Source organism: Burkholderia sp. AU31652, from assembly GCF_002223155.1.
In the GTDB taxonomy this organism is placed as follows: Bacteria; Pseudomonadota; Gammaproteobacteria; order Burkholderiales; family Burkholderiaceae; genus Burkholderia.
The window spans coordinates 311865-336432 of record NZ_NKFG01000004.1; the positions used below are offsets into that span (position 1 = coordinate 311865).

The 24568-nt window shown below is 68.6% G+C and carries 23 protein-coding genes; 15 read left to right on the plus strand and 8 right to left on the minus strand.

What is annotated here, in order from left to right:
- Window positions 1-100: 100 nt before the first annotated feature.
- The 6 genes from CFB40_RS13825 to CFB40_RS39535 all read left to right on the plus strand — a co-directional run bounded on the left by CFB40_RS13825 (window position 101) and on the right by CFB40_RS39535 (window position 7200).
- Window positions 101-679, plus strand: coding sequence for a pseudouridine synthase (locus CFB40_RS13825; protein WP_089431606.1), 579 nt, complete (start codon window positions 101-103; stop codon window positions 677-679).
- Window positions 680-960: 281 nt separating this feature from the next.
- Window positions 961-1176 (plus strand): hypothetical protein, encoded by a 216-nt coding sequence (locus CFB40_RS13830; protein WP_011352970.1) that lies wholly within the window; start codon window positions 961-963, stop codon window positions 1174-1176.
- Between the two features lie 163 nt (window positions 1177-1339).
- The gene (locus CFB40_RS13835) at window positions 1340-1840 is read left to right on the plus strand and encodes a DUF192 domain-containing protein (RefSeq protein ID WP_089426157.1); all 501 of its coding nucleotides are present in this window, start codon (window positions 1340-1342) and stop codon (window positions 1838-1840) included.
- Window positions 1841-2057: 217 nt separating this feature from the next.
- Window positions 2058-4169 carry an elongation factor G gene (fusA, locus tag CFB40_RS13840; RefSeq protein ID WP_089426158.1) on the plus strand — a complete coding sequence of 704 codons (2112 nt, stop codon included), beginning with the start codon at window positions 2058-2060 and terminating at the stop codon, window positions 4167-4169.
- 165 nt (window positions 4170-4334) lie between these two features.
- Window positions 4335-5345, plus strand: coding sequence for a HoxN/HupN/NixA family nickel/cobalt transporter (locus CFB40_RS13845; RefSeq protein WP_174941971.1), 1011 nt, complete (start codon window positions 4335-4337; stop codon window positions 5343-5345).
- A 289-nt stretch (window positions 5346-5634) separates the two neighbouring features.
- Window positions 5635-7200 (plus strand): hypothetical protein, encoded by a 1566-nt coding sequence (locus CFB40_RS39535; RefSeq protein WP_089431883.1) that lies wholly within the window; start codon window positions 5635-5637, stop codon window positions 7198-7200.
- 26 nt (window positions 7201-7226) lie between these two features.
- Here CFB40_RS39535 and CFB40_RS13855 read toward each other — a convergent pair whose 3' ends face one another.
- Window positions 7227-8072, minus strand: coding sequence for an aldo/keto reductase (locus CFB40_RS13855; protein WP_089426160.1), 846 nt, complete (start codon window positions 8070-8072; stop codon window positions 7227-7229).
- Between the two features lie 166 nt (window positions 8073-8238).
- On the opposite strand from CFB40_RS13855, the gene CFB40_RS13860 reads away from it, so the two are divergent.
- Window positions 8239-8985 carry a GntR family transcriptional regulator gene (locus tag CFB40_RS13860; protein WP_011352976.1) on the plus strand — a complete coding sequence of 249 codons (747 nt, stop codon included), beginning with the start codon at window positions 8239-8241 and terminating at the stop codon, window positions 8983-8985.
- A gap of 21 nt (window positions 8986-9006) precedes the next feature.
- On the opposite strand, the gene CFB40_RS13865 is transcribed toward CFB40_RS13860, so the two are convergent.
- Together CFB40_RS13865 and CFB40_RS13870 are read right to left on the minus strand one after the other, a co-directional pair.
- Entirely contained in the window at window positions 9007-10398 is a 1392-nt protein-coding gene (locus CFB40_RS13865) for a CoA transferase (RefSeq protein ID WP_089426161.1), read from the minus strand.
- A 367-nt stretch (window positions 10399-10765) separates the two neighbouring features.
- Window positions 10766-11089, minus strand: a complete 324-nt coding sequence (locus CFB40_RS13870) for a DUF2917 domain-containing protein (RefSeq protein ID WP_089431607.1) — start codon at window positions 11087-11089, stop codon at window positions 10766-10768.
- Between the two features lie 220 nt (window positions 11090-11309).
- On the opposite strand from CFB40_RS13870, the gene mdtD reads away from it, so the two are divergent.
- Both mdtD and CFB40_RS13880 read left to right on the plus strand, forming a co-directional pair.
- Window positions 11310-12746 carry a multidrug transporter subunit MdtD gene (mdtD, locus tag CFB40_RS13875; RefSeq protein WP_089431608.1) on the plus strand — a complete coding sequence of 479 codons (1437 nt, stop codon included), beginning with the start codon at window positions 11310-11312 and terminating at the stop codon, window positions 12744-12746.
- A 192-nt stretch (window positions 12747-12938) separates the two neighbouring features.
- Window positions 12939-14213: an EAL domain-containing protein gene (locus CFB40_RS13880; RefSeq protein WP_089426165.1), complete on the plus strand. Its 1275-nt coding sequence runs from the start codon at window positions 12939-12941 to the stop codon at window positions 14211-14213.
- A gap of 22 nt (window positions 14214-14235) precedes the next feature.
- Here the strand turns inward: CFB40_RS13880 and CFB40_RS13885 are convergent, their stop codons facing one another.
- The 3 genes from CFB40_RS13885 to CFB40_RS13895 all read right to left on the minus strand — a co-directional run bounded on the left by CFB40_RS13885 (window position 14236) and on the right by CFB40_RS13895 (window position 16506).
- Entirely contained in the window at window positions 14236-14841 is a 606-nt protein-coding gene (locus CFB40_RS13885; protein ID WP_089426166.1) for a methyltransferase domain-containing protein, read from the minus strand.
- Window positions 14842-14942: 101 nt separating this feature from the next.
- Complete coding sequence (locus CFB40_RS13890; protein WP_089431609.1) at window positions 14943-15989, minus strand: 2-dehydropantoate 2-reductase; 1047 nt, start codon at window positions 15987-15989, stop codon at window positions 14943-14945.
- Window positions 15982-16506 carry an Mpo1 family 2-hydroxy fatty acid dioxygenase gene (locus CFB40_RS13895; RefSeq protein WP_089431610.1) on the minus strand — a complete coding sequence of 175 codons (525 nt, stop codon included), beginning with the start codon at window positions 16504-16506 and terminating at the stop codon, window positions 15982-15984. The genes CFB40_RS13890 and CFB40_RS13895 overlap by 8 nt, the downstream gene beginning before the upstream one ends.
- Window positions 16507-16587: 81 nt before the next feature.
- Here CFB40_RS13895 and CFB40_RS13900 point away from each other — a divergent pair, with 81 nt between their 5' ends.
- Both CFB40_RS13900 and chrA read left to right on the plus strand, forming a co-directional pair.
- A complete protein-coding gene (locus CFB40_RS13900; protein ID WP_089426642.1) occupies window positions 16588-17295 on the plus strand; it encodes a Crp/Fnr family transcriptional regulator in 708 nt (235 codons plus the stop codon).
- A gap of 86 nt (window positions 17296-17381) precedes the next feature.
- Window positions 17382-18593, plus strand: a complete 1212-nt coding sequence (gene chrA / locus CFB40_RS13905; protein WP_089431611.1) for a chromate efflux transporter — start codon at window positions 17382-17384, stop codon at window positions 18591-18593.
- A 106-nt stretch (window positions 18594-18699) separates the two neighbouring features.
- Here chrA and sodB read toward each other — a convergent pair whose 3' ends face one another.
- The gene (gene sodB / locus CFB40_RS13910; protein WP_011352986.1) at window positions 18700-19278 is read right to left on the minus strand and encodes a superoxide dismutase [Fe]; all 579 of its coding nucleotides are present in this window, start codon (window positions 19276-19278) and stop codon (window positions 18700-18702) included.
- Between the two features lie 227 nt (window positions 19279-19505).
- A complete protein-coding gene (xseA, locus tag CFB40_RS13915) occupies window positions 19506-20888 on the minus strand; it encodes an exodeoxyribonuclease VII large subunit (protein WP_046544571.1) in 1383 nt (460 codons plus the stop codon).
- Between the two features lie 450 nt (window positions 20889-21338).
- On the opposite strand from xseA, the gene lpxK reads away from it, so the two are divergent.
- The 4 genes from lpxK (at window position 21339) to adk (ending at window position 24309) form a co-directional block, all read left to right on the plus strand.
- Entirely contained in the window at window positions 21339-22367 is a 1029-nt protein-coding gene (gene lpxK / locus CFB40_RS13920; protein ID WP_089426170.1) for a tetraacyldisaccharide 4'-kinase, read from the plus strand.
- A complete protein-coding gene (locus CFB40_RS13925) occupies window positions 22348-22542 on the plus strand; it encodes a Trm112 family protein (protein WP_010090898.1) in 195 nt (64 codons plus the stop codon). The genes lpxK and CFB40_RS13925 overlap by 20 nt, the downstream gene beginning before the upstream one ends.
- 110 nt (window positions 22543-22652) lie before the next feature.
- A complete protein-coding gene (gene kdsB, locus CFB40_RS13930) occupies window positions 22653-23438 on the plus strand; it encodes a 3-deoxy-manno-octulosonate cytidylyltransferase (protein WP_071334980.1) in 786 nt (261 codons plus the stop codon).
- A gap of 208 nt (window positions 23439-23646) precedes the next feature.
- Complete coding sequence (adk, locus tag CFB40_RS13935) at window positions 23647-24309, plus strand: adenylate kinase (protein WP_011352990.1); 663 nt, start codon at window positions 23647-23649, stop codon at window positions 24307-24309.
- The last annotated feature ends 259 nt before the right edge of the window (window positions 24310-24568 follow it).

A 24568-nucleotide genomic window follows, 5' to 3' on the forward strand; every position in this document is an offset into this window, starting at 1 on the left:
GACAGAGGACTTGCCGTTCCGTATTATGCATTAAGATTCCGCCATTTGCCATAGACCGCCCGCCCCCGCTTCCCGCGGCGCGCCGGGCGGACGCCCCGCCATGAACCTGATCGCCCTCAACAAGCCGTTCGGCACGATTTGCCAGTTTTCCGCGCACGAGACGCGCCCGTCGCTCGGCGACTGGGTCAAAACGCCCGGCGTCTACGCGGCCGGCCGGCTGGACGCGGACAGCGAGGGGCTGCTGCTGCTCACCGACGACGGCGCGCTGCAGGCGCGCATCGCCGAGCCGCGCCACAAGCTCGTCAAGCGCTACTGGGCGCAGGTCGAGGGCGCGCCCGGCACCGCCGACCTGAAGGCGCTCGCGCGCGGCGTCGACCTCGGCGACTACGTGACGCGTCCATGCCGCGCCGAGTTCATCGAACCGCCCGACACCCTGTGGCCGCGCACTCCGCCGATCCGCTACCGCGCCGCGATCCCGACGACGTGGATCGAGCTTGCAATCACCGAGGGCAAGAACCGGCAGGTGCGCCGGATGACGGCGGCAGTTGGCTTCCCGACGTTGCGCCTGGTGCGCGTCGGCATCGGCGCACTGGATATATTCGCGCTCGGCATTGCACCGGGAGAAACAATCGCACTGCCGCCACGCGCACCGTGGGAGGGTTTCGCGCCCGCCGGATGACGAATTCGGGATAGGCGAATTTTTCGTCATCTTTTTCGTCAACCGGCTGCGAAGATCGCGCGTTAAACCACGCAGATGCCAACCTTAGCTATCCGGCATTGGCAGCCGAACCCGTGTTTGCGTCACGAAAGCGACGTTTTTATCGAATACGATTCGGCGCCCGCAGCGCAATGAGAAATTTCTCGAAGCGTCTGTCAACCGAAAGGTGGATGGCACCGTTAGACGACATGACTCCTATTGCCGGGTCATTTGGTTAATTAACTAAAGCTGAGGAACACAACATGAACAAACTGATCGCTGCTCTGGTCGCTGGTCTCTTCGCAACGGCTGCATTCGCACAAGCATCGGCTCCGGAAGCTGCTCCGGCTGCTGCTGAAGCTGCTTCGGCACCGGCAAAGCACGCTGCTAAGAAGCACCACGCAGCTAAGAAGCACCACAAGGCATCGAAGAAGGCTGCAGCGAGCGACGCAGCAGCACCGGCAGCTGCTTCGAACTAAGTAAGCTTGCTGTAATAAATAACGCAGTCAAGAACACGCAGTCTTGCCGTTCTTACGGCGTTGAAAGGCAGATCACCGCAAGGCGATCTGCCTTTTTCTTTTTGTGCCCGACGACGCGCATCGCGTACCATGCGGGTCTCGTTTTCCAGATAGGAGCCTTGCTGTGCAATTCTCCCTGCGCTCGTCGCTCGGCCGCCTTGCGCGCGCCGCCGTGTTTCCCGCCGCGCTCGCCGTCATGGCGTTCGGCATGCAGGCCGCCAGCGCGCAAGTGCCGCCCGGCGCCAAGCAGCCGAGCGAATTCCCGCGCGTGAAGCTGCGCGCCGGCATGTACGTGATCGACGCAGCCGTCGCCGCGAACGACCCCGACCGCGAACAGGGGCTGATGTACCGTTCGCAGCTCGCGCCGAACGAAGGCATGCTGTTCGTGTTCAACGAGAACGCGGTGCATTGCTTCTGGATGAAGAACACGCTGATCCCGCTGTCGATCGCGTTCATCCGCGCGGACGGCACGATCACCGACATCGACGAGATGAAGGCCGAGACGACCGACAACCACTGCCCGCGCAACAACGGCGTCTATGCGCTCGAAATGAGCAAGGGCTGGTTCGCGACGAAGGGCATCAAGCCCGGAATGAAGCTCGAAGGCCTGCCGAAGGCCCAGTAACGGCCATTGCCGCGGCACCGCGCCGCGCACCGACCGAAGCCGGCCGCCCGTTGCGCGCCGGCTTTTTTTTCGCCCGCCGGCGGTGGCACCCGGCTTGATTCCGCCGCCGCCGGCCGCATCTGCAAAAGCCACGCGCAAGCGCTATGCTTTAAGTCTCGCTTGTCCAGCCCGGGCCGCCGCTGTCGGCCCGCTTACATCCGAACCTAAGGAGGTTCACGTGCCCCGCAAAACCCCCATCGAGCGCTATCGAAATATCGGGATCAGCGCTCACATCGATGCCGGCAAAACCACGACGACCGAGCGCATCCTGTTTTACACCGGCGTGAGCCACAAGATCGGTGAAGTGCACGACGGCGCGGCCACGATGGACTGGATGGAGCAGGAGCAGGAACGCGGCATCACGATCACGTCGGCCGCGACCACGGCCTTCTGGAAGGGCATGGCCGGCAACTATCCCGAGCACCGGATCAACATCATCGACACGCCCGGGCACGTCGACTTCACCATTGAAGTCGAGCGCTCGATGCGCGTGCTCGACGGCGCGTGCATGGTCTACGACTCGGTCGGCGGCGTGCAGCCGCAGTCCGAGACCGTCTGGCGCCAGGCCAACAAGTACAAGGTGCCGCGCATCGCGTTCGTCAACAAGATGGACCGCATCGGCGCCGATTTCTTCCGCGTGCAGAAGCAGATCGGCGAGCGCCTGAAAGGCGTCGCCGTGCCGATCCAGATTCCGATCGGCGCGGAAGATCATTTCCAGGGCGTCGTCGATCTCGTGAAGATGAAGGCGATCGTGTGGGACGACGAAAGCCAGGGCGTGAAGTTCTCGTACGAGGACATCCCGGCGAACCTCGTCGAGCTCGCGCACGAATGGCGCGAGAAGATGGTCGAGGCCGCGGCGGAAGCGAGCGAGGAACTGCTCGAGAAGTACCTGCACGACCATGAATCGCTGACCGAGGACGAGATCAAGGCCGCGCTGCGCAAGCGCACGATCGCGAACGAGATCGTGCCGATGCTGTGCGGCAGCGCGTTCAAGAACAAGGGCGTGCAGGCGATGCTCGACGCGGTGATCGACTACCTGCCGTCGCCGGTCGACGTGCCGGCCATCCTCGGCCACGACTTCGCCGATCCGGAAAAGCCGGCGGAACGCCATCCGAGCGATGACGAGCCGTTCTCGTCGCTCGCGTTCAAGATCATGACCGACCCGTTCGTCGGCCAGTTGATCTTCTTCCGCGTGTATTCGGGCGTCGTCGAATCGGGCGACACGGTGCTCAACGCGACCAAGGACAAGAAGGAACGGCTCGGCCGGATCCTGCAGATGCACGCGAACGAGCGCAAGGAAATCAAGGAGGTGCGCGCGGGCGACATCGCGGCGGCCGTCGGGCTGAAGGAAGCGACCACCGGCGACACGCTGTGCGATCCGGCGAAGCCGATCATCCTCGAGAAGATGGAATTCCCGGAGCCGGTGATCTCGCAGGCCGTCGAGCCGAAGACGAAGGCCGACCAGGAAAAGATGGGCCTGGCGCTGAACCGCCTCGCGCAGGAAGATCCGTCGTTCCGCGTGCAGACCGACGAAGAATCCGGCCAGACGATCATTTCGGGGATGGGCGAGCTTCACCTCGAAATCCTGGTCGACCGGATGAAGCGCGAATTCGGCGTCGAGGCAACGGTCGGCAAGCCGCAGGTCGCATATCGCGAGACGGTGCGCACGACGGCGTCCGACGTCGAGGGCAAGTTCGTCAAGCAGTCGGGTGGTCGCGGCCAGTACGGCCACGCGGTGATCACGCTCGAGCCGAACCCCGGCAAGGGCTACGAGTTCCTCGACGAGATCAAGGGCGGCGTGATTCCGCGCGAATTCATCCCGGCCGTCGACAAGGGCATCACCGAGACGCTGAAGAGCGGCGTGCTCGCGGGCTATCCGGTCGTCGACGTGAAGGTGCACCTGACGTTCGGCTCGTACCACGACGTCGACTCGAACGAAAACGCGTTCCGGATGGCCGGCTCGATGGCGTTCAAGGAAGCGATGCGCCGCGCGAAGCCCGTGCTGCTCGAGCCGATGATGGCCGTCGAGGTGGAAACGCCCGAGGACTTCATGGGCAACGTGATGGGCGACCTGTCGAGCCGTCGCGGCATCGTGCAGGGGATGGAAGACATCGCGGGTGGCGGCGGCAAGCTCGTGCGCGCCGAAGTGCCGCTCGCGGAAATGTTTGGCTATTCGACGTCGCTGCGTTCGGCCACGCAGGGCCGCGCGACCTACACGATGGAGTTCAAGCAGTACGCGGAAACGCCGGCCAACGTATCGGAAGGCGTGATCAACGCGAAAGTGAAGTAAGCGCGGCGCGCTCGCGCGCTGCTGCTTGCAGGCAAGGCCCGTCCGGTTCCGGACGGGCCTTTTTTCATTCGCGCGCACCGCACACACGGCCTTTTTTGATCGGCACGTCCCGGTTTTTTTTCGCGTGCCACAATGCATCGCGATTCATCAGATGGAACCATCCCGATGCCGCCCACCCCTGCCCTGCGCCGCCTGCTGATCCTCTATGCCGGCCTGATCGCCGCGAACGCCGCCGTCTGGCTGTGGGCGCTCGCCGTGTTGCGCGATCATCCGCTGCTGCTCGGCACCGCGGCGATCGCATACGGGCTCGGGCTGCGTCATGCGGTCGACGCCGATCACATCGCCGCGATCGACGTTGCAACGCGCAAGCTGATGCAGGAAGGCCAGCGTCCGGTGAGCGTCGGGCTGTTCTTCTCGCTCGGTCATTCGACGATCGTGATCGCCGCGACGCTCGGCATCGCGCTGACCGCGTTCGCGCTGCGCGACCGGTTCGACGCATTCCGCGAGATCGGCGGCACGATCGGCACGGCGGTGTCGGCCACCTTCCTGCTCGTGCTCGCGTGCGTGAACCTGGTGATCCTGCGCGACGTGTGGCGGCGCTATCGCGGCACGCACGGGCATGCGCACGATGCCGCGCATGTGCACCGCCCCGCCGGGCTCGTGTCCCGGCTGCTGCGACCGCTGTTCCGGTTCGTGTCGAAGAGCTGGCACATGTATCCGGTCGGCGTGCTGTTCGGGCTCGGTTTCGATACTGCAACCGAAATCGGCCTGCTCGCGATCGCCGCCGCACAGGCGAGCCAGGGGCTGCCGGTCTATACGGTCATGCTGTTTCCCGCGCTGTTCACCGCCGGCATGACGCTGATCGACTCGACCGACAACGTGCTGATGATTCACGCGTACGGCTGGGCGATGGACGATCCGCAGCGCAAGCTGCTCTACAACGCGAGCATCACGTTCGTGTCGGCGGCCGTCGCACTGGCGATCGGCGGGATTGAGGCAGCCGGCCTGCTGGCCGACAAGCTGTCGCTGACGGGCCCCGTGCGCGACGCGCTCGATGCGCTCGGCGAACGCTTCGGCTCGATCGGCTACGGCATCGTCGCCCTGTTCCTCGTCTGCTGGATCGCGTCGATCCTGTTCCACCGCTGGCAGCGTGCGGCCGATGCGCCTGCACGCTGAACATAGCTCAGACGTTTCATTCCGGAAACAAAACTCCCCCCAAGGCGTTGCAGGCGCCGTCGCGCACTCGCGTGCGCCTTGCGCGACGGGCGCAAGCGGCCGGTGGCACGGATCTCGCAGATAGGGATTCGCACGGCGGGCCCGCATACCGTTCCGCGCTCGCGGCTGGCGTCCAGCGCCCGCCCGGACGCGATCGGCTGCCGACAGGACTACGAATCTTTACCGGCCCCCTGCACCACACCTAGATAGCCGCGCGGCGACGAGGCATCGCGCGCATGGGGAGGCCATGATGCTCAAGAAGAAACAACCGTTCCGTACGCCGGGACGGCGCTATCGCGCAACCTTGTTCGCCGCAGCCGCGTTCGCGTGCTGCTGCTCGTATGCCGTCGCACAGGATGCGACACCGGACGCCGCGGCCGATGCAGTTGCCAGCGCGGACGCCATCATGACGCTGGTCGACGATGCTTCGCCTTGCGCAGCCAATCCGGCGGCGTGCGCGGTGCACGTCTTCGCCGGCGGGCGCGTGGGCGGAAATGGCGCAGGCTCGGGCGGCAATGGCAGCGGCGGCAGCCCCGGTAGCGGAAACGGGAACGGGAACGGCGGCGGTAGCGGCAACAACGGGAACGGTACCGTCGGGCCTGCTGGTGTCGGCGGAACGACAAGCGGAACATCCGGCGGCACGAGTGGTTCAGGTGGCTCGGGCCGCGGAGGCAATGCGTCCGGCAGCGGGGGTTCGGGTGGTGGTTCTTCCGGTGGCGGCACTTCGGGTGGTGGCACTTCGGGTGGTGGCACTTCGGGTGGTGGCACTTCGGGTGGTGGCACTTCGGGTGGCGGCACTTCCGGTGGTGGGACTTCCGGTGGTGGGACTTCCGGTGGTGGTACTTCCGGTGGCGGTACCTCGGGTGGCGGTACTTCCGGTGGCGGCACTTCGGGTGGCGGCACCTCCGGTGGCGGTACTTCGGGCGGCGGTACTTCCGGTGGCGGTACCTCGGGAGGCGGCACTTCCGGTGGTGGAACTTCAGGCGGCGGAGGTCACGGCGGACATGGTGGCCATGGCGGTGGTGGTGGTGACGGTGATGGCGGCGGTCACGGCAACGGCGGCCACGGGGACGGTGATGGTGGCGGTCACGGCAGCGGTGGCCAGGGCAACGGTGACGGCGGCGGTCACGGCAACGGTGGCGGCCATGGCGACGGCGATGGCGGTGGTCACGGCAACGGTGGTGGCCATGGCGACGGCGATGGCGGTGGTCACGGCAACGGTGGTGGCCATGGCGACGGCGACGGCGATGGCGGTGGTCACGGCAACGGTGGTGGCCATGGCGACGGCGGTGGCGGCGGCCACGGCAACGGTAGTGGCCATGGTGACGGCGGTGGCGGCGGCCACGGCAACGGCGGTGGCCATGGCGACGGCGGTGGCCACGGTAACGGTGGTGGCAACGGCAATGGAAACGGCAGTGGCGGCGCCGGCAATGGCGGGGCCAACGGTGTCGGCAACGGTCGCGGCAATGGCAATGGCGCCGGCGGCAACAGCGGCTCGGGCAACGGCGGCGGTACCGGCAGCAACGGTAACGGCGGTGGCAACGGAAACGGCAGTGGCGGCGCCGGCAATGGCGGGGCCAACGGTGTCGGCAACGGTCGCGGCAATGGCAATGGCGCCGGCGGCAGCAGCGGCTCGGGCAACGGCGGCGGTACCGGCAGCAATGGCGGCCACGGCAATGGCGGTGGCAACGGCAATGGAAACGGCAGTGGCGGCGCCGGCAATGGCGGGGCCAACGGTGTCGGCAACGGCCATGGCACCGGGAACGGCAACGGCGGCGGTCACGGCAACGGCGGATCGTCAGGAGGCCACCACTGACCTGCTGCGTTGATCCGCGGGTATCGTCAGAGCATCTCGAGCGCGCGCTTGCTGCGTGGCGGACGGAAGTAAGCGTCAAGCTGCGCGCGCTCGTCATCGCTGAGCACGAAATCGAGCGCGGCCCGGTTGTCGCGCACGTGTTCGAGCCGCGATGCCTTCGGGATCGCGAACACCCCCGGCTGCGCGAGCACCCACGCGAGCGCGACGCGCATCACCGACACGCCGCGCTGCCGCGCGATCTCGTCGAGCGGCGAGTGCTTCGGCAGCCGCCCGTGATCGACCGGACTGTAGGCCATCGCCGGCATCCGGTGCTCGGCAAGCCACGGCAGCAGGTCGAACTCGGGGCCGCGCCGCGCGATGTTGTAAAGGATCTGGTTGGTCGCGCACGCACCGCCACCGGCTTCATCGACGAGCTCGGCCATGTCGGCCGTATCGAAATTGCTGACGCCCCAGTGACGGATCTTGCCCGCGCGCCGCAGCGCCTCGAAGCCTTCGACCGTCTCCTCGAGCGGCACCGAGCCGCGCCAGTGGAGCAGGTACAGGTCGAGGCGATCGGTACGCAGGCGCTCGAGGCTCGCATCGCACGCGGCGACGACGCCGCGCCGGCTCGCATGGTGCGGATAGACCTTGCTGACGAGGAACACGTCGTCGCGCAAGCCCGCGAGTGCTTCGCCCACCAGCTCCTCGGTCGCGCCGTCACCGTACATCTCGGCCGTATCGACCAGCGTCATCCCGAGCGCGACGCCTTCGCGCAGCGCCGCGATCTCGTCTGCGCGCCGGCCCGGCCGTTCGCCCATTTCCCACGTGCCCAGGCCAAGCTTCGGAATCGTCTCGCCGTCCGGCAGGACGACCGTGGCGATCGTGTCTGTCATGCGTTCCTCGTTGCGGATTCGTGGCCGCGCACCGCGGCCCAGCCATGGAATACGACGCATCAGTGTAGTCAATCGGCGCGCCATTCACCTATTGCACGGCAAAAACCGGCTATAACGGCGCCACGTGATGACTTAGAATGGCCGCAATCAGATCGATACCCACTCCATGAAGGCATCCACGGACGACCGCTGGCAGGACCTGCGCCCCGACCCCGACAACGACACGCCGCTCTACCTGCAGCTCGCCCGCAAGCTCGGCGATGCGATCCACGACAACCGCTGGACGGCCGGCGAGGCATTGCCCTCCGAGCGCGTGCTGTCCGATGCGCTCGGCGTCTCGCGCATCACCGCGCGCAAGGCGATCGCGCTGCTCGTCGAGCAAGGCCTGATTCGCCGCACGCAGGGCGCCGGCAATTTCATCCAGCCGCGCTACGAAGATCCGCTGTCGCGGCTGTCGAGCTTCAGCGAAATGCTCGAACGGCGCGGCTTCAAGCCGAGCTCGCAATGGCTCGCGCGCGAGATCCAGCCGGCGAACCGCGACGAAGTGATCCAGCTCGGGCTGTCGCCGGCCGCATCGGTCACGCGCCTGAAGCGCCTGCGACTCGCCGACGGCATCGTGATGGCCGTCGAGAATTCGACGTTCCCCGCGACGCTGATCCCCGATCCGCAGGCGATCGGCGGCTCGCTGTACAGCTATCTCGAAGCGCGCGGCACGCCGATCGTGCGCGCGCTGCAGCATTTCCGCGCGGTCAACGCGACCGACGAGATCGCCGAGCAGATGGGCATCGCGCCGCACGACGCGCTGCTGCTGATCACGCGGATCGGCTATACGTCGGACCAGCGCGCGATCGAACTGACCGACACCTACTGCCGCAACGACTACTACGACTTCGTCGTCGAGCTGCGCAAGTAACGCCCGCCGTGCCGCCGGCGCTCACAGCCAGCGCGCCTCATCGGTGCCGAGCGGCACGGGCGGGCGCGCAAGCGACGGCGGGGTCGCCGACAACCGCTCTGCCGGCCGCACCGCGTCGAGCGTGCCGAACGGCGACGCGATGCGCTCGATCCGGTCGCGCACGTCGGTATGCGCGAGATCGGGTGCCTGCAGGCCGTCCGGCACGATGCCGAACGACTGCAGCCAGCGTCCCGTCTGCGCGAGCGACAGCCGCACGTGCCAGCTTCCCCCTTCGCGCGCCCGGCGCGCGAGCGCGATCATCGCGCCGAACGCCGCGAGATAACCCGTTGCGTGATCGAGCGCCTGGCACGGCAGGTGGCGCGGCGCGTCCGCGTGCGCGGCCTGCTGCTCCTGCCACGCGATCCCGCTCGCCGACTGCACGAGGCTGTCGAAGCCGCGCCGCTGCGCCCACGGCCCCGCATGCCCGTACGCAGATATCGACACGTACACGATGCCTGGGCGCCGCATCGCCAGTGCGTGCGGCGCGAAGCCGCGCGCCGCGAGCGCGCCCGGCCGGTACGACTGCAGGAACACATCCGCGTCGTGTGCGAGCGCGTGCAGCGTATCGATGCCCGCCGCATCGCGCAAGTCGATCCACGTCGAACGCTTGCCGCGCCCGTTGTCGATCACGAGCGGCGCGATGTTCGGCAGGTGCGGACCGTTGACGAGCAGCGTCTGCGCGCCGTGCGACGCCAGCGTGCGGCCCGCGACCGGCCCCGCGATGATGCGCGTGAGATCGAGCACACGCACACCCGTGAGCGGCTGGGCGGCTTCGCCTCGACCGATCGGCTCGACCGGTGCATCGCCGATCCGCTCGATCTCGAACAGCGGCAGCGACGCGATCGCGCGCGCCTGCTCGAGTGACGCCCACTCGTCAGGTGTTCTGATCAATGCGGCACACAGCCCGGCGTCGGCCAGCGCGGTATCGAGTGTCGCACCGTCCCACGTGCGGATCGCCGCGGCGACATCGTCCCGCTGCGCGCCGCAGCCAAGCACGTCGAGAATGCCGCTCAGGTGATGCGGGAAGTTCGCGTGCAACTGGATCCAGCGTCTGTCGCCCGTCTCGAAGAAGCCCGTCACCGGATGACGCAACTCCGGCGGCGGACCATCGTCCACGCGCAGGTAGCGTTCGCTGCGGAATGCGACGAGCGCGTCGCGCACCGACACGTCGACGGATTGCGCAACACCCGTGCGAAGCCGGTGGCATTCGGCCGCCGCGAGCCCGGCTGCCGCGATCGTCGCCGCGGCCAGCGTGCCGACCCGGAAGGTCGACGGCAGCGTCGGGTCCTGCCCTGTTACGGTCGCACGGGCCAGCGCGCCGGGGTCGCCGTGTGCGAGCCGCCACAGATGCGCCAAAGCAAGTTCGGGGGTCATGGCGGAATGGGCGGTGAGAAAGACAACATCGAGTCTAGGATCGGCGGCAACCGCGAGCAATCCTGATTGCATGAATCCGCACATCACGCACGGTCGTATCCCCTGCGTTCCGGCAGAAACGGCCGACCTCACCCCTTCCAGTGCGCAAGAAACCTGCCGGTATCCTCGATACCGGCGTGAACCCTTGCACGTGTGAACCGCGACCTGCAGCGCTCACTACCGGATCGCGCGACCGGTACCGCTACCATCACGCAGATCGAGTGCCGCTGCTCGCACGCTGCCGTGCCGACGCGATACGCTCGCGCGCCAGCGTCGAACGTTCGCTCGAACAATGCACAGACGGAGCGCTGATCCCGCCCCGGGCGCGCTACGTCGGCAACGACGCGGGCGCGTGACGCCGGCCGTCGCGCCACGCGACGAGCGGCCTCCACCACGCCTGCGCGGCGCGCCTCGCCGGCACCTCGAGCGGACCGAACGCAAACGTCGCACCCTGCGACCCCGCGCTGACCCATACGCGCATGCCGCGCGTCAGCATCAACGAATCCCCGGCACCAAGCCAGTGATCGTCGGGCAAGCCCTCGATCGTCACCCAGATCTCGCCGTCGGCCACCTCCAGCGAGGTGCGATCGACGATCCGCCAGCGACCGGCCGGCTCGTCGCCATCGATCACATAAAGTCGCAGTTCGCGCATGGCAGCCTCCTGGTCGCACGGATCCGATGGCATCAGTATTTCGGACAGTGGCAGCACGCGGACAGATACGGATGCAGACACTTTTGGCTGAACTGTACTGGTCGATCGACGGAGACGGGGCACCCGCCGGCCGGGACTGCGCGCCGTCCTTGCGCCGAACCGGCACGACGCGACGGCTTTCCCTACAATGTCGGCTGTCCCGCGCCCCCCTTCCGCCCCCATGTTCCAGCGCCCGCCTGCCGCCGCTCCCGGCGAAAAGAACCTCACCGTGATGCTCTGGCTCGTCGCAACGGGCTTCTTCATGCAGACGCTCGATGCGACCATCGTGAACACGGCGCTGCCGTCGATGGCCGCGAGCCTCGGCGAATCGCCGCTGCGGATGCAGTCGGTCGTGATCGCGTACTCGCTGACGATGGCGGTAATGATCCCGGTCTCGGGCTGGCTCGCCGATACCTTCGGCACGCGGCGTGTGTTCTTCAGCGCGATCCTGGTGTTCTCGCTCGGCTCGCTGCTGTGCGCGAATGCGCATTCGCTCACGCAACTTGTCGCGTTCCGCGTCGTGCAGGGGGTCGGCGGCGCGATGCTGCTGCCGGTCGGACGGCTCGCGGTGCTGCGTACCTTTCCGGCCGAGCGCTACCTGGCCGCGCTGTCGTTCGTCGCGATTCCCGGCCTGATCGGCCCGCTGATCGGGCCGACGCTCGGCGGCTGGCTCGTGAAGATCGCGTCGTGGCACTGGATCTTCCTGATCAACGTGCCGGTCGGCGTCGCGGGCTGCATCGCGACCTTCTATTCGATGCCCGATTCGCGCAACCCGGCCGTCGGCCGCTTCGACCTGAAGGGCTATCTGCTGCTGACGATCGGCATGGTCGCGATCTCGCTGTCGCTCGACGGGCTCGCCGATCTCGGGATGCAGCACGCGGCCGTGCTCGTGCTGCTGATCCTGAGCCTCGCGTGCTTCGTCGCGTACGGGCTGTATGCGGTGCGCGCGCCGCAACCGATCTTCTCGCTCGAGCTGTTCCGGATCCATACGTTCAGCGTCGGGCTGCTCGGCAACCTGTTCGCGCGGATCGGCAGCGGAGCGATGCCGTACCTGATCCCGCTGCTGCTGCAGGTGAGCCTCGGCTACTCGGCGTTCGAGGCCGGGCTGATGATGCTGCCGGTGGCCGCCGCCGGGATGTTCTCGAAGCGGATCATCACGGGCCTGATCACGCGGCACGGCTATCGCAAGGTGCTGCTCGCGAACACGATCATGGTCGGCGTGATGATGGCGAGCTTCGCGCTGATGCGCGACACGGTGCCCGTCTGGGTGAAGGTCGTGCATCTCGCGCTGTTCGGCGGCTTCAACTCGATGCAGTTCACCGCGATGAACACGCTGACGCTGAAGGATCTCGGCACGGGCGGCGCGAGCAGCGGCAACAGCCTGTTCTCGCTCGTGCAGATGCTGTCGATGAGCCTCGGCGTCACGGTCGCGGGCGCGCTGCTCGCGACGTTCACGGGCATGCTGCGCACCGTGACGCCGAGCAACACGCTGCCGGCGTTCCATGCGACGTTCATCTGCGTCGGGATCATCACGGCGGCTTCCGCGTGGATCTTCGCGCAGCTCGCGCCCGAGATCCGCAGCACCGCGCGCAAGACCGACCCGTCCGAGCGCGCGTGATGCGTGGCGCGCGCCGAACCGGGTCGGCGCGCACCATCACGGTGCAGCGCGGCCCCGCGATGCGCATCCGAAACACCGGCAATGCCCCGCGGGGCTTGGCCGCGACGCGCCGCCGCACGGGGTACGATGCCGTGCACGCTTCTTGCTCGCCTATTCTCTAGGTAAACTGGCAGTCTTCCTTCGGCCGACATCATGAGCATGATCGAAATCGATCCCCCCGGCTTTCAGCCGCCCCGCCCCATCGCCGGCGACGACGGGAACCGGCGCACCGTGCTGTACGGCGGCTACACCGTGTTCAGCGTGTTCCAGCCCGTTTTCTCGGTGTCGCACCGCCGCGCGATCGGCTATCACGCGTCGCTGCGTGCGCACGACGAGGAAAGCCGCCAGGTGGCGTCGCACGAGGTGTTCACGCAGGCGGCGCGGCGCGGCGACCTGCTCGAGCTCGGCCGGCTCGCCGAATCGCTGCATCTCGGCAACTTCCACGCATTCGACAGCCATGACGAATGGCTCTTCCTGAGCCTGCATCCGGCCGCGCTGATGGACACCGTCTACAGCGACGCGCTGCTCGCGAACCTGAAGGCGCTCGGGCTGCCGCCGCATCGCGTCGTGCTCGAGGTGCCCGAACAGGCGGGCGGCGAGACGCCGCGCTACGCGGCGATCGTCGACGGGCTGCGCAAGGCCGGCTTCCTGATCGCGCTCGTCGGGTTCGGCGCGAAGCATTCGAACATCGACCGCGTGTGGCACCTGCATCCCGACATCGTCACGCTCGACCGCGGCATCCTCGCGCAGGCGAGCGAGCACTCACATCTCGAACGCGTGCTGCCGGGGCTCGTGTCGCTGCTGCACGAATCCGGGCAGCTTGTGCTGATGGGCGGGCTCGCGACCGAGCGCGACGCGCTGATCGCACTGGAGTGCGACGTCGATTTCGTGCAGGGCCAGTACTTCGCGGGGCCGAGCGTCGAACCGGTGCAGCCGCAGGCCGCCGCGGGCTGCATGGATACGCTGTCGGCCGCGTTGCGGCTGCGCGTCGCGAAACGCGAGCGCACGCAGGCGGAACGGCTCGCGCCGTACGTCGCGGCGCTCGAGGAAGCGAGCCAGAAGCTCGTCGCGGGAGAATCGCTGACCGACGCGGCCGCAGCCGTACTCGGGCTGCCCGAGACCGCACGCTGCTTCCTGCTCGACGCATCGGGGCGCCAGATCGGCGACAACGTGCTCGCGCGCGGCAGCGTCTCGCAGCGCGCGAAGCGCTTCCGGCCGCTGCTGCATTCGGAAGGGGCGAGCTGGGAACGCCGTCCGTACTTCATCGATGCGATGCGCGCGCCGGGCCGTGTGCACCTGACGGCACCCTACCTGTCGATCAACGAGGCGCACCTGTGCGTGACGGCGTCGATCGCCGCGCCGGTCGCGACCGGCATGCAGGTGCTCTGCGTCGACATCAACTGGGAAGCGGCACTCAACCGCGAATGAACGCGCCGCCGCGCCGCCCCACTTATGCGGCGGCGGCAGCCTTGCGTACGATCAGCCGGTGCACGCGCTTGCCGGACGAGGCGCTGACGACCTCGTGCTCGTCGATCACTTGCGTGCCGGCGCCCAGCGCCGAGCGCATCCGCGCCGAATCGAGCGGCGTGTAGAGGCGGCCGCGCTCGTCACGCAACGCGCCATTTCCAGCCACCCGCCAGCTCATGTACAACGTGCCGCCCGGCATCAGCAGCTCGGCCAGTCGCGCGGCGGCAGCGGCCGCCTCCGCCTGTTCGAGATGCATGACGACCGTTTCGCACAGCACGTTGCGAAACGCGCCGGACGGCACGCCGGCCAGCGCCGGCAGCGCGGCCAGCTCGAAGGTGAGATCCGGATGGCGGCGCCGCGCCTCGTCGAGCAGCGCGGCGCTCGCGTCGTAGCCGCGCACGTCGAAGCCGCGCGACGCGAGCCAGGCCGTATCGCGCCCGGCCCCGCAGCCGACGTCCGCGGTCGGCCCCGGCGAGAAATGCTGCTCCAGCAACGCGTACATGTCGTCGGGCGCAGCCTGGTCGAGCCAGTCCTGCGCGTATTGCGCGGCGTGGGCGTCGTAGGCATCGAGAGTCGGGCGATCCACCATGGTGACGGCTCCGCATAGGCGTCGCATGACGCACTCCGCATCTTAGCCGTTGCACACTCCGTGCGGCATCACGCACGCCCATGCGGCGAGCCGTGCAGCCCCTACGCGGCCCGCACGTCGCCCGCGCGCGGCGCCTGCGCGGTCAGCTCGGCCCACAGCGCATCGCCGCGCCAGGCCGGGCGCGCCGCCGCGCGTTCCGCGTCGTGCACGAGCGCGCACAGTCGCGCATTGACGGGCGCCTGCCCGCCGAAGTGCGCGGCCAGCCGCACGACCTCGCCGTTGATCCACTCGACTTCCGTCGCCCGCCCCGCCGCGAGATCGTCGGACATCGACGAACGCGCGAGCGGGTCGATCGCGAGCATCCGGCCGCCCAGCACGCGAAACGCCGGATCGGGCAAATCGAGCACCGCCGGGAGCCACCCGGCCGGCAACGGCGTCAGCCGCGCGGGCCGGATCGCGGCCCGCGCCAGCCAGTGCAGCGCTTCGCGCTGCGCAAGCGCGACGCAGCGCCGGTACGCACGTTGCGCGAGTTCGTCGCGCAGCGGCAGGTTCGCGAGCGCGTTGACCGCGTTGTTCAGGTTGAGCAGCAGCTTCGCCCATTGCACGGCCGGCATGTCGCGATGCAGCGCGAGCGGCAGCCCGGCACGCGCGAATGCGCCGGCGAACGGCGTCAGCGCGGGGGAGGTTTCGGCCGCCAGCGCGCCGGCCGATCCCTGATGAAACGCACCGGGCGCGCGCTCGATCACGTTGAACGGCACCATGCCGGCCAGTACGGTGGCTTGCGGTAGCGCTTCGCGCAGCACGTCGGCGTTGTGCAGGCCATTCTGGAAACTGACCACGACCGTGCCGGGCCGCAGCACGCCGGCAAGCTGCGCCGCGGCCTCACGCGTCGCGGCCGATTTCACCGCCACGAGCACGAGCCGCGCGGTGGCCGCAGCCGCAGGATCGGACTCGAACACGACGTCGGCCGGCGCGAGCGTCGCACGGTAGCCACGCTGGTCGGTCAGCGTCAACCCGTGCCGATGGATCGCGTCACCGATCCGCGCGCGGCCGACGAGCGTCACATTCGCGCCGGCCGCCGCAAGCCGTCCACCGAGATAGCAGCCGACCGCGCCCGCGCCGAACACGCAGACCGCGGCGTCAGACATGCGAATGCGCGCCGCCGTGCACGGGGCCGGCCCGACGCTCGACTTCGCGGCGCACGTCGCCGCGCAGCCCCGCGAAGAACGCGACCTCGGCGACGACGAACAGCGGCCCGACCATCAGGCCGACCAGATCGTCGACGAACGCGGGTTTGCGCCCCTCGAACCAGTGCCCGACGAACTGCACGATCCAGCCGACGACGAACGCGCCGATGCCGATCGCGAGCCATTGCGCGGTCGGCAGCAACGCGAGCGCCTGCGCGGCCCACAGGCCGAGCGCGAACAGCGCGGTCATCACGATCCCGAACCGCAGGTCGAGACGCAGGTAGAACAGCGCGAACGCGACGGCCAGCAGCAGCGCCGGCGACAGCGCAATGCCGGCCAGCACCCCGAGCGCCGGCCGCGACAGCAGCACCTCGACCGCGAACACGATCATCGGAATGCCGACCAGATGCGTCGCGATGTTGCGCGCGTCGCGGTGGTACGCCGCATACTGGGCAAGATGGTCTTCGAGTGTCTTCATCGCGTCTCCTGGTCCATGGTTGAGCGCTATGATGCGCGTCACGCCCGAGAACCTCTGTCAGCTACCCGACATCGCGTGCCCATGCCCTCTTCGCTCGCCCCGTACCTGCCGCAGATCGAAGCGAACCCGTGGTTCGCCGCGCTGCCGCCCGCGTTGCGCGCGGATCTGCTCGCCCGCGCGGCGCTGCGCCGGCTGCCGGCCGGCCAGGCGCTGTTCCGGCGCGGCGACCCGCCGTGCGGGCTGTACGCGGTACTGGCCGGTTCACTCACGATAGGTGCGGTCGACCCGCAGGGCAAGGAAGCGCTGCTGACGGTGGCCGAGCCCGTCACCTGGTTCGGCGAAATCGCGCTGTTCGACGGCCAGCCGCGCACGCACGACGCGATCGCGCTCGACGACGCGCTGCTGCTGCACGTCCCGCAGGCCGCGCTGCTCGCGATCCTCGATGCGACGCCGCAATACTGGCGGCAATTCGCGCTGCTGATGGCGCAGAAACTGCGCCTGAGCTTCCTGACCGTCGAATCGATGAGCGTGATGCCGGCCGCGCAGCGGCTCGCCGCCCGGCTGCTGATGATCGCCGACGGCTACGGCGGGATCAGTGCCGGCCGCACCCGCATCCGGCTGTCGCAGGAAAAGCTCGCGGCGATGCTGTCGCTGACGCGGCAGACCACCAACCAGTTGCTGAAGGCGCTGCAGGCCGACGGCGTCGTGCGGCTGCACGTCGGCGAGATCGAGCTCGTCGACGTCGATGCGCTGCGACGCGCGAGCGGGTTGCCCGACGGCATGCGCTGAGGTTCCGCACCACCGCCACGCGGCCTCCCCGCCGTCACCGCGTTGCGCTATCGTGGCGGCTCGTCCGTTCATCCGCCCGCCTCGCCTTGAGCACGTCGACCGCCTCCGCTCCGTCCCGCCATCCGTGGCCTGTGTTCATCGCGTTCCTGCGGCTCGGCCTCACGTCGTTCGGCGGCCCGGTCGCGCATCTCGGCTACTTCCGCACCGAGTTCGTCACGCGGCGCGGCTGGCTCACCGAGCGCACGTACGCGGATCTCGTCGGGCTGTGCCAGTTCCTGCCCGGGCCCGCAAGCAGCCAGGTCGGGATGGCGATCGGCCTTGCGCGCGCCGGCTACACGGGCATGTTCGCCGCGTGGCTCGGCTTCACGCTGCCGTCGGCGCTGCTGATGATGCTGTTCGCGCTCGGTGTGCATGCAACGGGCGCGCCGATCGAAGCCGGTGCGCTGCACGGGCTGCGCATCGTGTCGGTCGCCGTGATCGCGCAAGCCGTGTGGGGGATGGCGCGCACGCTGTGCCCGGATGCGCGCCGCGTCACGCTGATGGCCGCGGCCGCCTGCGTCGCGCTGCTCGCGCCGGCCGCGTGGACCCAGGTTGCGGTGATCGTCACGGCCGGGTTAGCCGGCCTCGTGCTGCTGCCGCAGCCGCCACGTGGCGCGCATGATCCACTGCCGCTGCACGTGTCGCCTCGCGCGGGCGTGCTGTGGCTCGCGCTGTTCGCGGCGCTCCTCGTCGTCCTGCCGTTCGCGGTTCGTACGCTGCGCTCCGATACGCTTGCCGTCGTCGATGCGTTCTTCCGCACGGGCGCGCTCGTGTTCGGCGGCGGTCACGTGGTGCTGCCGCTGCTGCAGGCGGCCGTGGTCGCGCCCGGCTGGGTCGGCGATGCGGCGTTCCTGGCCGGATATGGCGTCGCGCAGGCCGTGCCGGGGCCGCTGTTCACGTTCTCGGCGTTCCTCGGCGCGTCGCTGCGCACTGCGCCGAACGGCTGGCTCGGCGGCACGATCGCGCTGGTGTCGATCTTCGCGCCGTCGTTCCTGCTGGTGGCCGGCACCGCGCCGTTCTGGGAACGCCTGCGCCGCAGCACGTGGATGCAGGCTGCGCTCGCCGGCGTGAACGCGGCCGTCGTCGGGCTGCTGCTCGCCGCGCTCTATCACCCGGTCTGGACCGACACGATCGTGGCGCCGCGCGATCTGGCCGCCGCGCTCGTCGCGTTCGTCGCGCTGGTGTTCTGGCGCGTGCCGCCGTGGGCCGTCGTGATCGCGAGCGCCGCGCTCGGCTGGGGGCTCGGCCTCCCGGCCTGACCAGGTGCGCGCGACACGTTTCACCGCGTCAAAAACAAAAAAGCCCTCGTTTCGAGGGCTTTTTTGCTGGGTGCCGCGCGCCGCAGCGGCGCGCAGGCGCCGGACCTTACGCGAAGTTCTTCGCTGCGAAGTCCCAGTTCACGATGTTCCAGAACGCTTCGACGAACTTCGGACGTGCGTTGCGGTAGTCGATGTAGTACGCGTGTTCCCACACGTCGATCGTCAGCAGTGCCTTGTCGGCGGTCGTCAGCGGCGTTGCTGCGTTGCTCGTCGACACGATGTCGAGCGAACCGTCAGCCTTCTTCACGAGCCATGCCCAGCCCGAGCCGAACGTGCCGACTGCAGCCTTCGTGAACGCTTCCTTGAATGCGTCGTACGAACCCCACTTCGCGTTGATCGCGTCGCCCAGCGCGCCCGTCGGTGCGCCGCCGCCGTTCGGCGACAGGCTGTTCCAGAAGAACGTGTGGTTCCAGATTTGCGCGGCGTTGTTGAAGATGCCGCCCGACGACTTCTTCACGATCTCTTCCAGCGACAGGTTTTCGAATTCCGTGCCCGGGATCAGATTGTTCAGGTTCGTCACATAAGCCTGATGGTGCTTGCCGTAGTGGTACTGGATCGTCTCGAGCGAGATGGTCGGCGCGAGTGCGTCTTCAGCGTACGGGAGCGGCGGGAGCGTATGAGCCATGGCGATTCCTTCGTTGAGTATGTAGGGAGGCTGTGTTGGATGCTGCCGAGCGTCCGATTGTAGGCGAGGACGAATAACCCCGCAAACTCACGGGCCATTTATCCGCGGTATGCGGAAAAGCGATGTTTGCGCAACGTCCGGCAGGACGAACCCGACGATGAGCAGCATCCGTTCCCGTGCACGATGCGTCCGTTGCGACAACCTTCGCGCCGCTCGCACCCGTTACGTCAGATCGTATCGGTCAGCCGCGGCTGCACGTCGGCGATCGACACGTCGGCCGAGCCTTCCGCGAGATGCACGGTCAGGCGGCGCTGCGGCTTCAGCGCGTTCGGCGTGCGCACCGCGCGGCCCGTCTGCGCATCGATCAGCGCCGCATAGCCGCGCTCGAGCGTGCGCTGCGGGCTCAGCACCTCGAGCCGTGCCGCACAGGCTGACACGCGAGCCGTGTCGCGTTCGTGACGGCGCTGCAAGGCCAGCGCAAGACGCTGCGACAGTCCCGCGAGCGCCTGGCGCGCCTGCGACGGATCAGGCCGTGCGCGCTGCCAGCGCAGCTGCGCGAGCGCGAACCGCGCACGCGCGTCGCGCACCGGCCGCGACGCCGCCGACGCCAGCCGCACCGCGAGCTGCTCGACGTGCGTGCGCTGCCGCTGCAGCCGCTCGGCCGGGCTCACCAGCCGGCGCGCGAGCCAGTCGAGCTGCTGCGCGCGCTGTTCGAGCCGGCGTTCCATGCCGCGCGCGAGCGCCCGCTGGCGCTCGCCGACCTCGCGCAGCAGCAGCGCGCGCTGCGGGCTCGCCAGCTCGGCCGCGCCGGTCGGCGTCGGCGCACGCACGTCGGCCGCGAAGTCCGCGATCGTGAAATCGGTTTCGTGCCCGACGCCGCTGACGACCGGCAGTTCGCTCGCCGCGATCGCACGCGCCAGCGCCTCGTCGTTGAACGACCACAGATCCTCGATCGAGCCGCCGCCGCGACAGACCAGCAGCACGTCGACCTCGCGGCGCGCATTCGCGGTCTCGACGGCCGCGACGAGCTTTTCGGCGGAACCCGCACCCTGCACGGGCGCCGGATAGACGATCACCGGAATGTGCGGCGCACGGCGGGCGAGCGTGGTCAGCACGTCGCGCAGCGCCGCCGCCTGCAGCGACGTGACGATGCCGATCGCGCGCGGATGGGCCGGCAGCGGCCGCTTGCGTTCGGGCGCGAACAGTCCCTCGCTCTCGAGCTGCGCCTTCAGCCGCAGGAACGCCTCGTACAGGCGCCCCTGCCCGGTGCGCCGCACGGCCTCGACGTTGAGCTGCACTTCGCCGCGCGGCTCGTACATCGTGACGACCGCGCGCACCTCGATCCGGTCACCTTCGCGCGGCGTGAACTCCGCGTACTGCGCGCGGCCGCGGAACATCACGCAGCGCATCTGCGCCTGCTGGTCCTTGATCGAGAAATACCAGTGGCCGCTCGCGGCGCGCGTGAAATTCGACACTTCGCCCGAAATCCACAGCAGCGGAAACGAGCGCTCGAGCATCGTCGAAATCGCGCGATTGAGCGCCGAAACGGGAATCACTTCGTCGCCGCCGCGGGTCGCGCCCGGTGCGGCAAATGGGGAGTCGGAAGGCATGGACGGTCGGATGAATGCTGGCGGCGACACGATAGTCCGACACGCGCGCGACGTCCAGCGCCGGGCGCATGTACCGTGACGTTCGGAAGGTGTCCACACTTTGGCAATCATCGGCCTAAAACACGTGAAAACCGCGGAAAAATCCAGACAATTCTCTCTAACACATTGATTTTTATATATTTTTAAATCTTTCCGAATGATTCTCATCCGATTCGAAGCCCACCCGGCGGGCGTTTGACGCCATCGAGGAGGGAGTTCTTCACAGAGTTATCCACAAGCCGCCGCGATCCGGCCCCGCGAGCTGCGGCCGCCGGTCGCGCTTGCCGCGCCCGCCCGCGGCGCGCTAGAGTGCCGCCTTCCGCAGACCCCGCGGCATGCGCCGCCCAACGGAGAATCCGCCTTGACGAATCCGTCCCACGCCGCGGCGCACGACCTGCCGCGCCCGGCCCGATGAGCGCGCCCGACGGCCCGCTCGCCCGGCTCGAAGCCCGCCTGACGCGCGAATGGCAGCGCCGCGGCGCGCTCGCGTGGGCGCTCACGCCGTTCGCGTGCGTGTTCGGCCTGTGCGCGGCGCTGCGGCGCACCGCCTACGCGCAAGGCTGGAAGAAGCCGGTCGACGTCGGCGTGCCCGTCGTCGTGGTCGGCAACGTGACCGTCGGCGGCACCGGCAAGACGCCGACCGTGATCGCACTCGTCGACGCGTTGCGCGCGGCCGGCTTCACGCCCGGCATCGTATCGCGCGGCTACGGTGCGAACGTGAAGGCGCCGACCGCCGTCACACCCGCGTCGCGCGCCGGCGCGGGCGGCGACGAACCGCTCCTGATCGCACGCCGCACCGGTGCGCCCGTCTGGGTCTGCCCGGATCGCGTCGCGGCCGCGCAGGCGCTGCGCGCCGCGCATCCGGACGTCGACGTGATCGTCAGCGACGATGGCCTGCAGCACTACCGCCTCGCGCGCACGGTCGAGCTCGTCGTGTTCGACCACCGGCTCGGCGGCAACGGCTTCCTGCTGCCGGCCGGGCCGTTGCGCGAGCCGCTGTCGCGGCACCGCGACGCCACGCTCGTCAACGATCCGTACAGCGGCGCGCTGCCGCCGTGGCCCGACACCTATTCGCTCGCGCTCACGCCGGGCGCCGCGTGGCACCTCGACCAGCCCGCGCTGCGCCGCCCGCTGTCGCAATTCGCGAACGAGCGCGTGCTCGCCGCGGCCGGCATCGGCGCGCCGGAACGCTTCTTCGCGACGCTGCGCGCGGCCGGTCTCGCGCCCGCGACGCGCGCGCTGCCCGACCACTACGCGTTCACCGACAATCCGTTCGTCGACGACGCCGTCGATGCGATCCTGATCACCGAGAAGGATGCAGTAAAATTGGGCGCTTCCTGGCGCGACGCCCGACTGTGGGTTGTCCCCGTCGAAGCCGCGCTCGACCCTCGCCTCATTGCCCTCGTTGTGGAGAAACTCCGTGGACGCTCGCCTGCTTGAAATCCTTGTGTGCCCTATCTGCAAAGGCCCGCTCCACTATGACCGTGCCGCGCAGGAGCTGATCTGCAACGCGGACAAGCTCGCCTACCCGATCCGCGACGGCATCCCCGTGATGCTGGTCGACGAGGCGCGCCAGACCGTCGAAGGCACGCCGGTCGACCCGGCCGGCCGCTAAGCCGCCCGACCCGCCCCTCGTAGCGGCCCGTCCGCGGCGAGGGCGCCGAACCCGCCGGGCGGCCCGCACCCGACGCGCTGCCCGCTCCGTTCTTCTCACCGTCCTCCCCGATGACTCAACCCTTCATCGCCGTCATTCCCGCCCGGCTCGCGTCGACGCGGCTCCCGAACAAGCCGCTCGCCGATCTCGGCGGCAAGCCGATGGTCGTGCGCGTCGCCGAACGCGCGCGCGAAGCGGGCGCGCAGCAGGTGCTGGTCGCGTCCGACGCGCAGAGCGTGCTCGATGCGGCCCGCGATCACGGTTTCGAAGCGGTGCTGACGCGCGCCGACCATCCGTCCGGCACCGACCGGCTCGCGGAAGTCGCGGCGACGTTCGGGTGGAGCGACGACACCGTCGTCGTCAACGTGCAGGGTGACGAGCCGCTGATCGACCCGGTGCTCGTGCGCGACGTAGCGTCGCACCTCGCCGCGCATCCGGCCTGCGCGATTGCGACGGCAGCCCACCCGATCCACGACGCGGCCGACGTGTTCAACCCGAACGTGGTGAAGGTCGCGCTCGACGCGCAGAGCGTCGCGCTGTACTTCTCGCGCGCGCCGATTCCGTGGAGCCGGGACGCGTACCAGCCGCACTGGCCCGACGTCGCGGCCATGCCAGCACCGGCCTTCCCGGTCTACCGGCACATCGGCCTCTATGCGTATCGCGCGCGTTTCCTGCGCACCTATCCGACGCTCGCGCAGGCGCCGATCGAACAGGCCGAGCAGCTCGAGCAGCTGCGCGCGCTCTGGCACGGCGAGCGCATCGCAGTGCTGATCACCGAGTCCGCACCGGAAGCCGGCATCGACACACCGGCCGATCTCGCACGCGTGCAGGCCCTTTTTCAGCCGTCATCAAAATAACCCGTGGCATAATCAGGCGATTGTGCGAGCCGTCCGCGACCAGCGCGTCCTCGCTTGACCCCGCCCGCGGCCCTGCCGGCAGCCGCGCGTCGCCCAACCCGACGCGCCGCATCAGACCGGTCCGCCACGCGCCAGGCAAGCCCCGCGCACACCGTCGCCGGCGCTTTTTTCGTCTCGCCACACGAATCTACATACTGGAGATATCACCATGCGTTTGATCCTGTTGGGCGCGCCCGGCGCGGGAAAGGGCACCCAGGCAAACTTCATCAAGGAAAAATTCGGCATCCCGCAAATCTCGACGGGCGACATGCTGCGCGCGGCCGTAAAGGCCGGCACGCCGCTCGGCGTCGAGGCGAAGGGCTACATGGACGCGGGCAAGCTCGTGCCGGACGCGCTGATCATCGGCCTCGTCAAGGAGCGCCTGAAGGAATCCGACTGCGCGAACGGCTATCTGTTCGACGGTTTCCCGCGCACGATCGCGCAGGCTGACGCGATGAAGGAAGCCGGCGTCGCGATCGACTACGTGCTCGAGATCGACGTGCCGTTCTCGGAAATCATCGAGCGCATGAGCGGCCGCCGCACGCACCCGGCATCGGGCCGCACGTACCACGTCAAGTTCAACCCGCCGAAGGTGGAAGGCCATGACGACGTGACGGGCGAGCCGCTGATCCAGCGTGACGACGACAAGGAAGAAACCGTCAAGAAGCGTCTCGAAGTGTACGAAGCGCAGACCAAGCCGCTGATCACGTACTACGGCGACTGGGCGCAGCGCGGCGAGGAAAACGGCCTGAAGGCACCGCAGTACCGCAAGATCTCGGGCCTCGGCAGCGTCGAGGAAATCCGCGAGCGCGCGTTTGGCGCACTGAAGTAAGTAAGCAGCGCATCGCGCACCCGCAAGCCGCCCTTTCCGGGCGGCTTTTTTTTGCCCGCGCGGAATTGGCACGACCGTTCTGGTCCCGCCGTCGAGCGAGCGTGCCCCGTACAATCGGTCGGGTGCGGGCGCTAGCGTTTCCCACGCGCCGGCATTTCAACCCATCGCACGGCATCGAACCAGACAACCGCTTGGCGCGGCACCGCAACCCGCGCCGAAGCACCGATAGCGGTCGATCACCCTGGACGGGTCCGCCCTG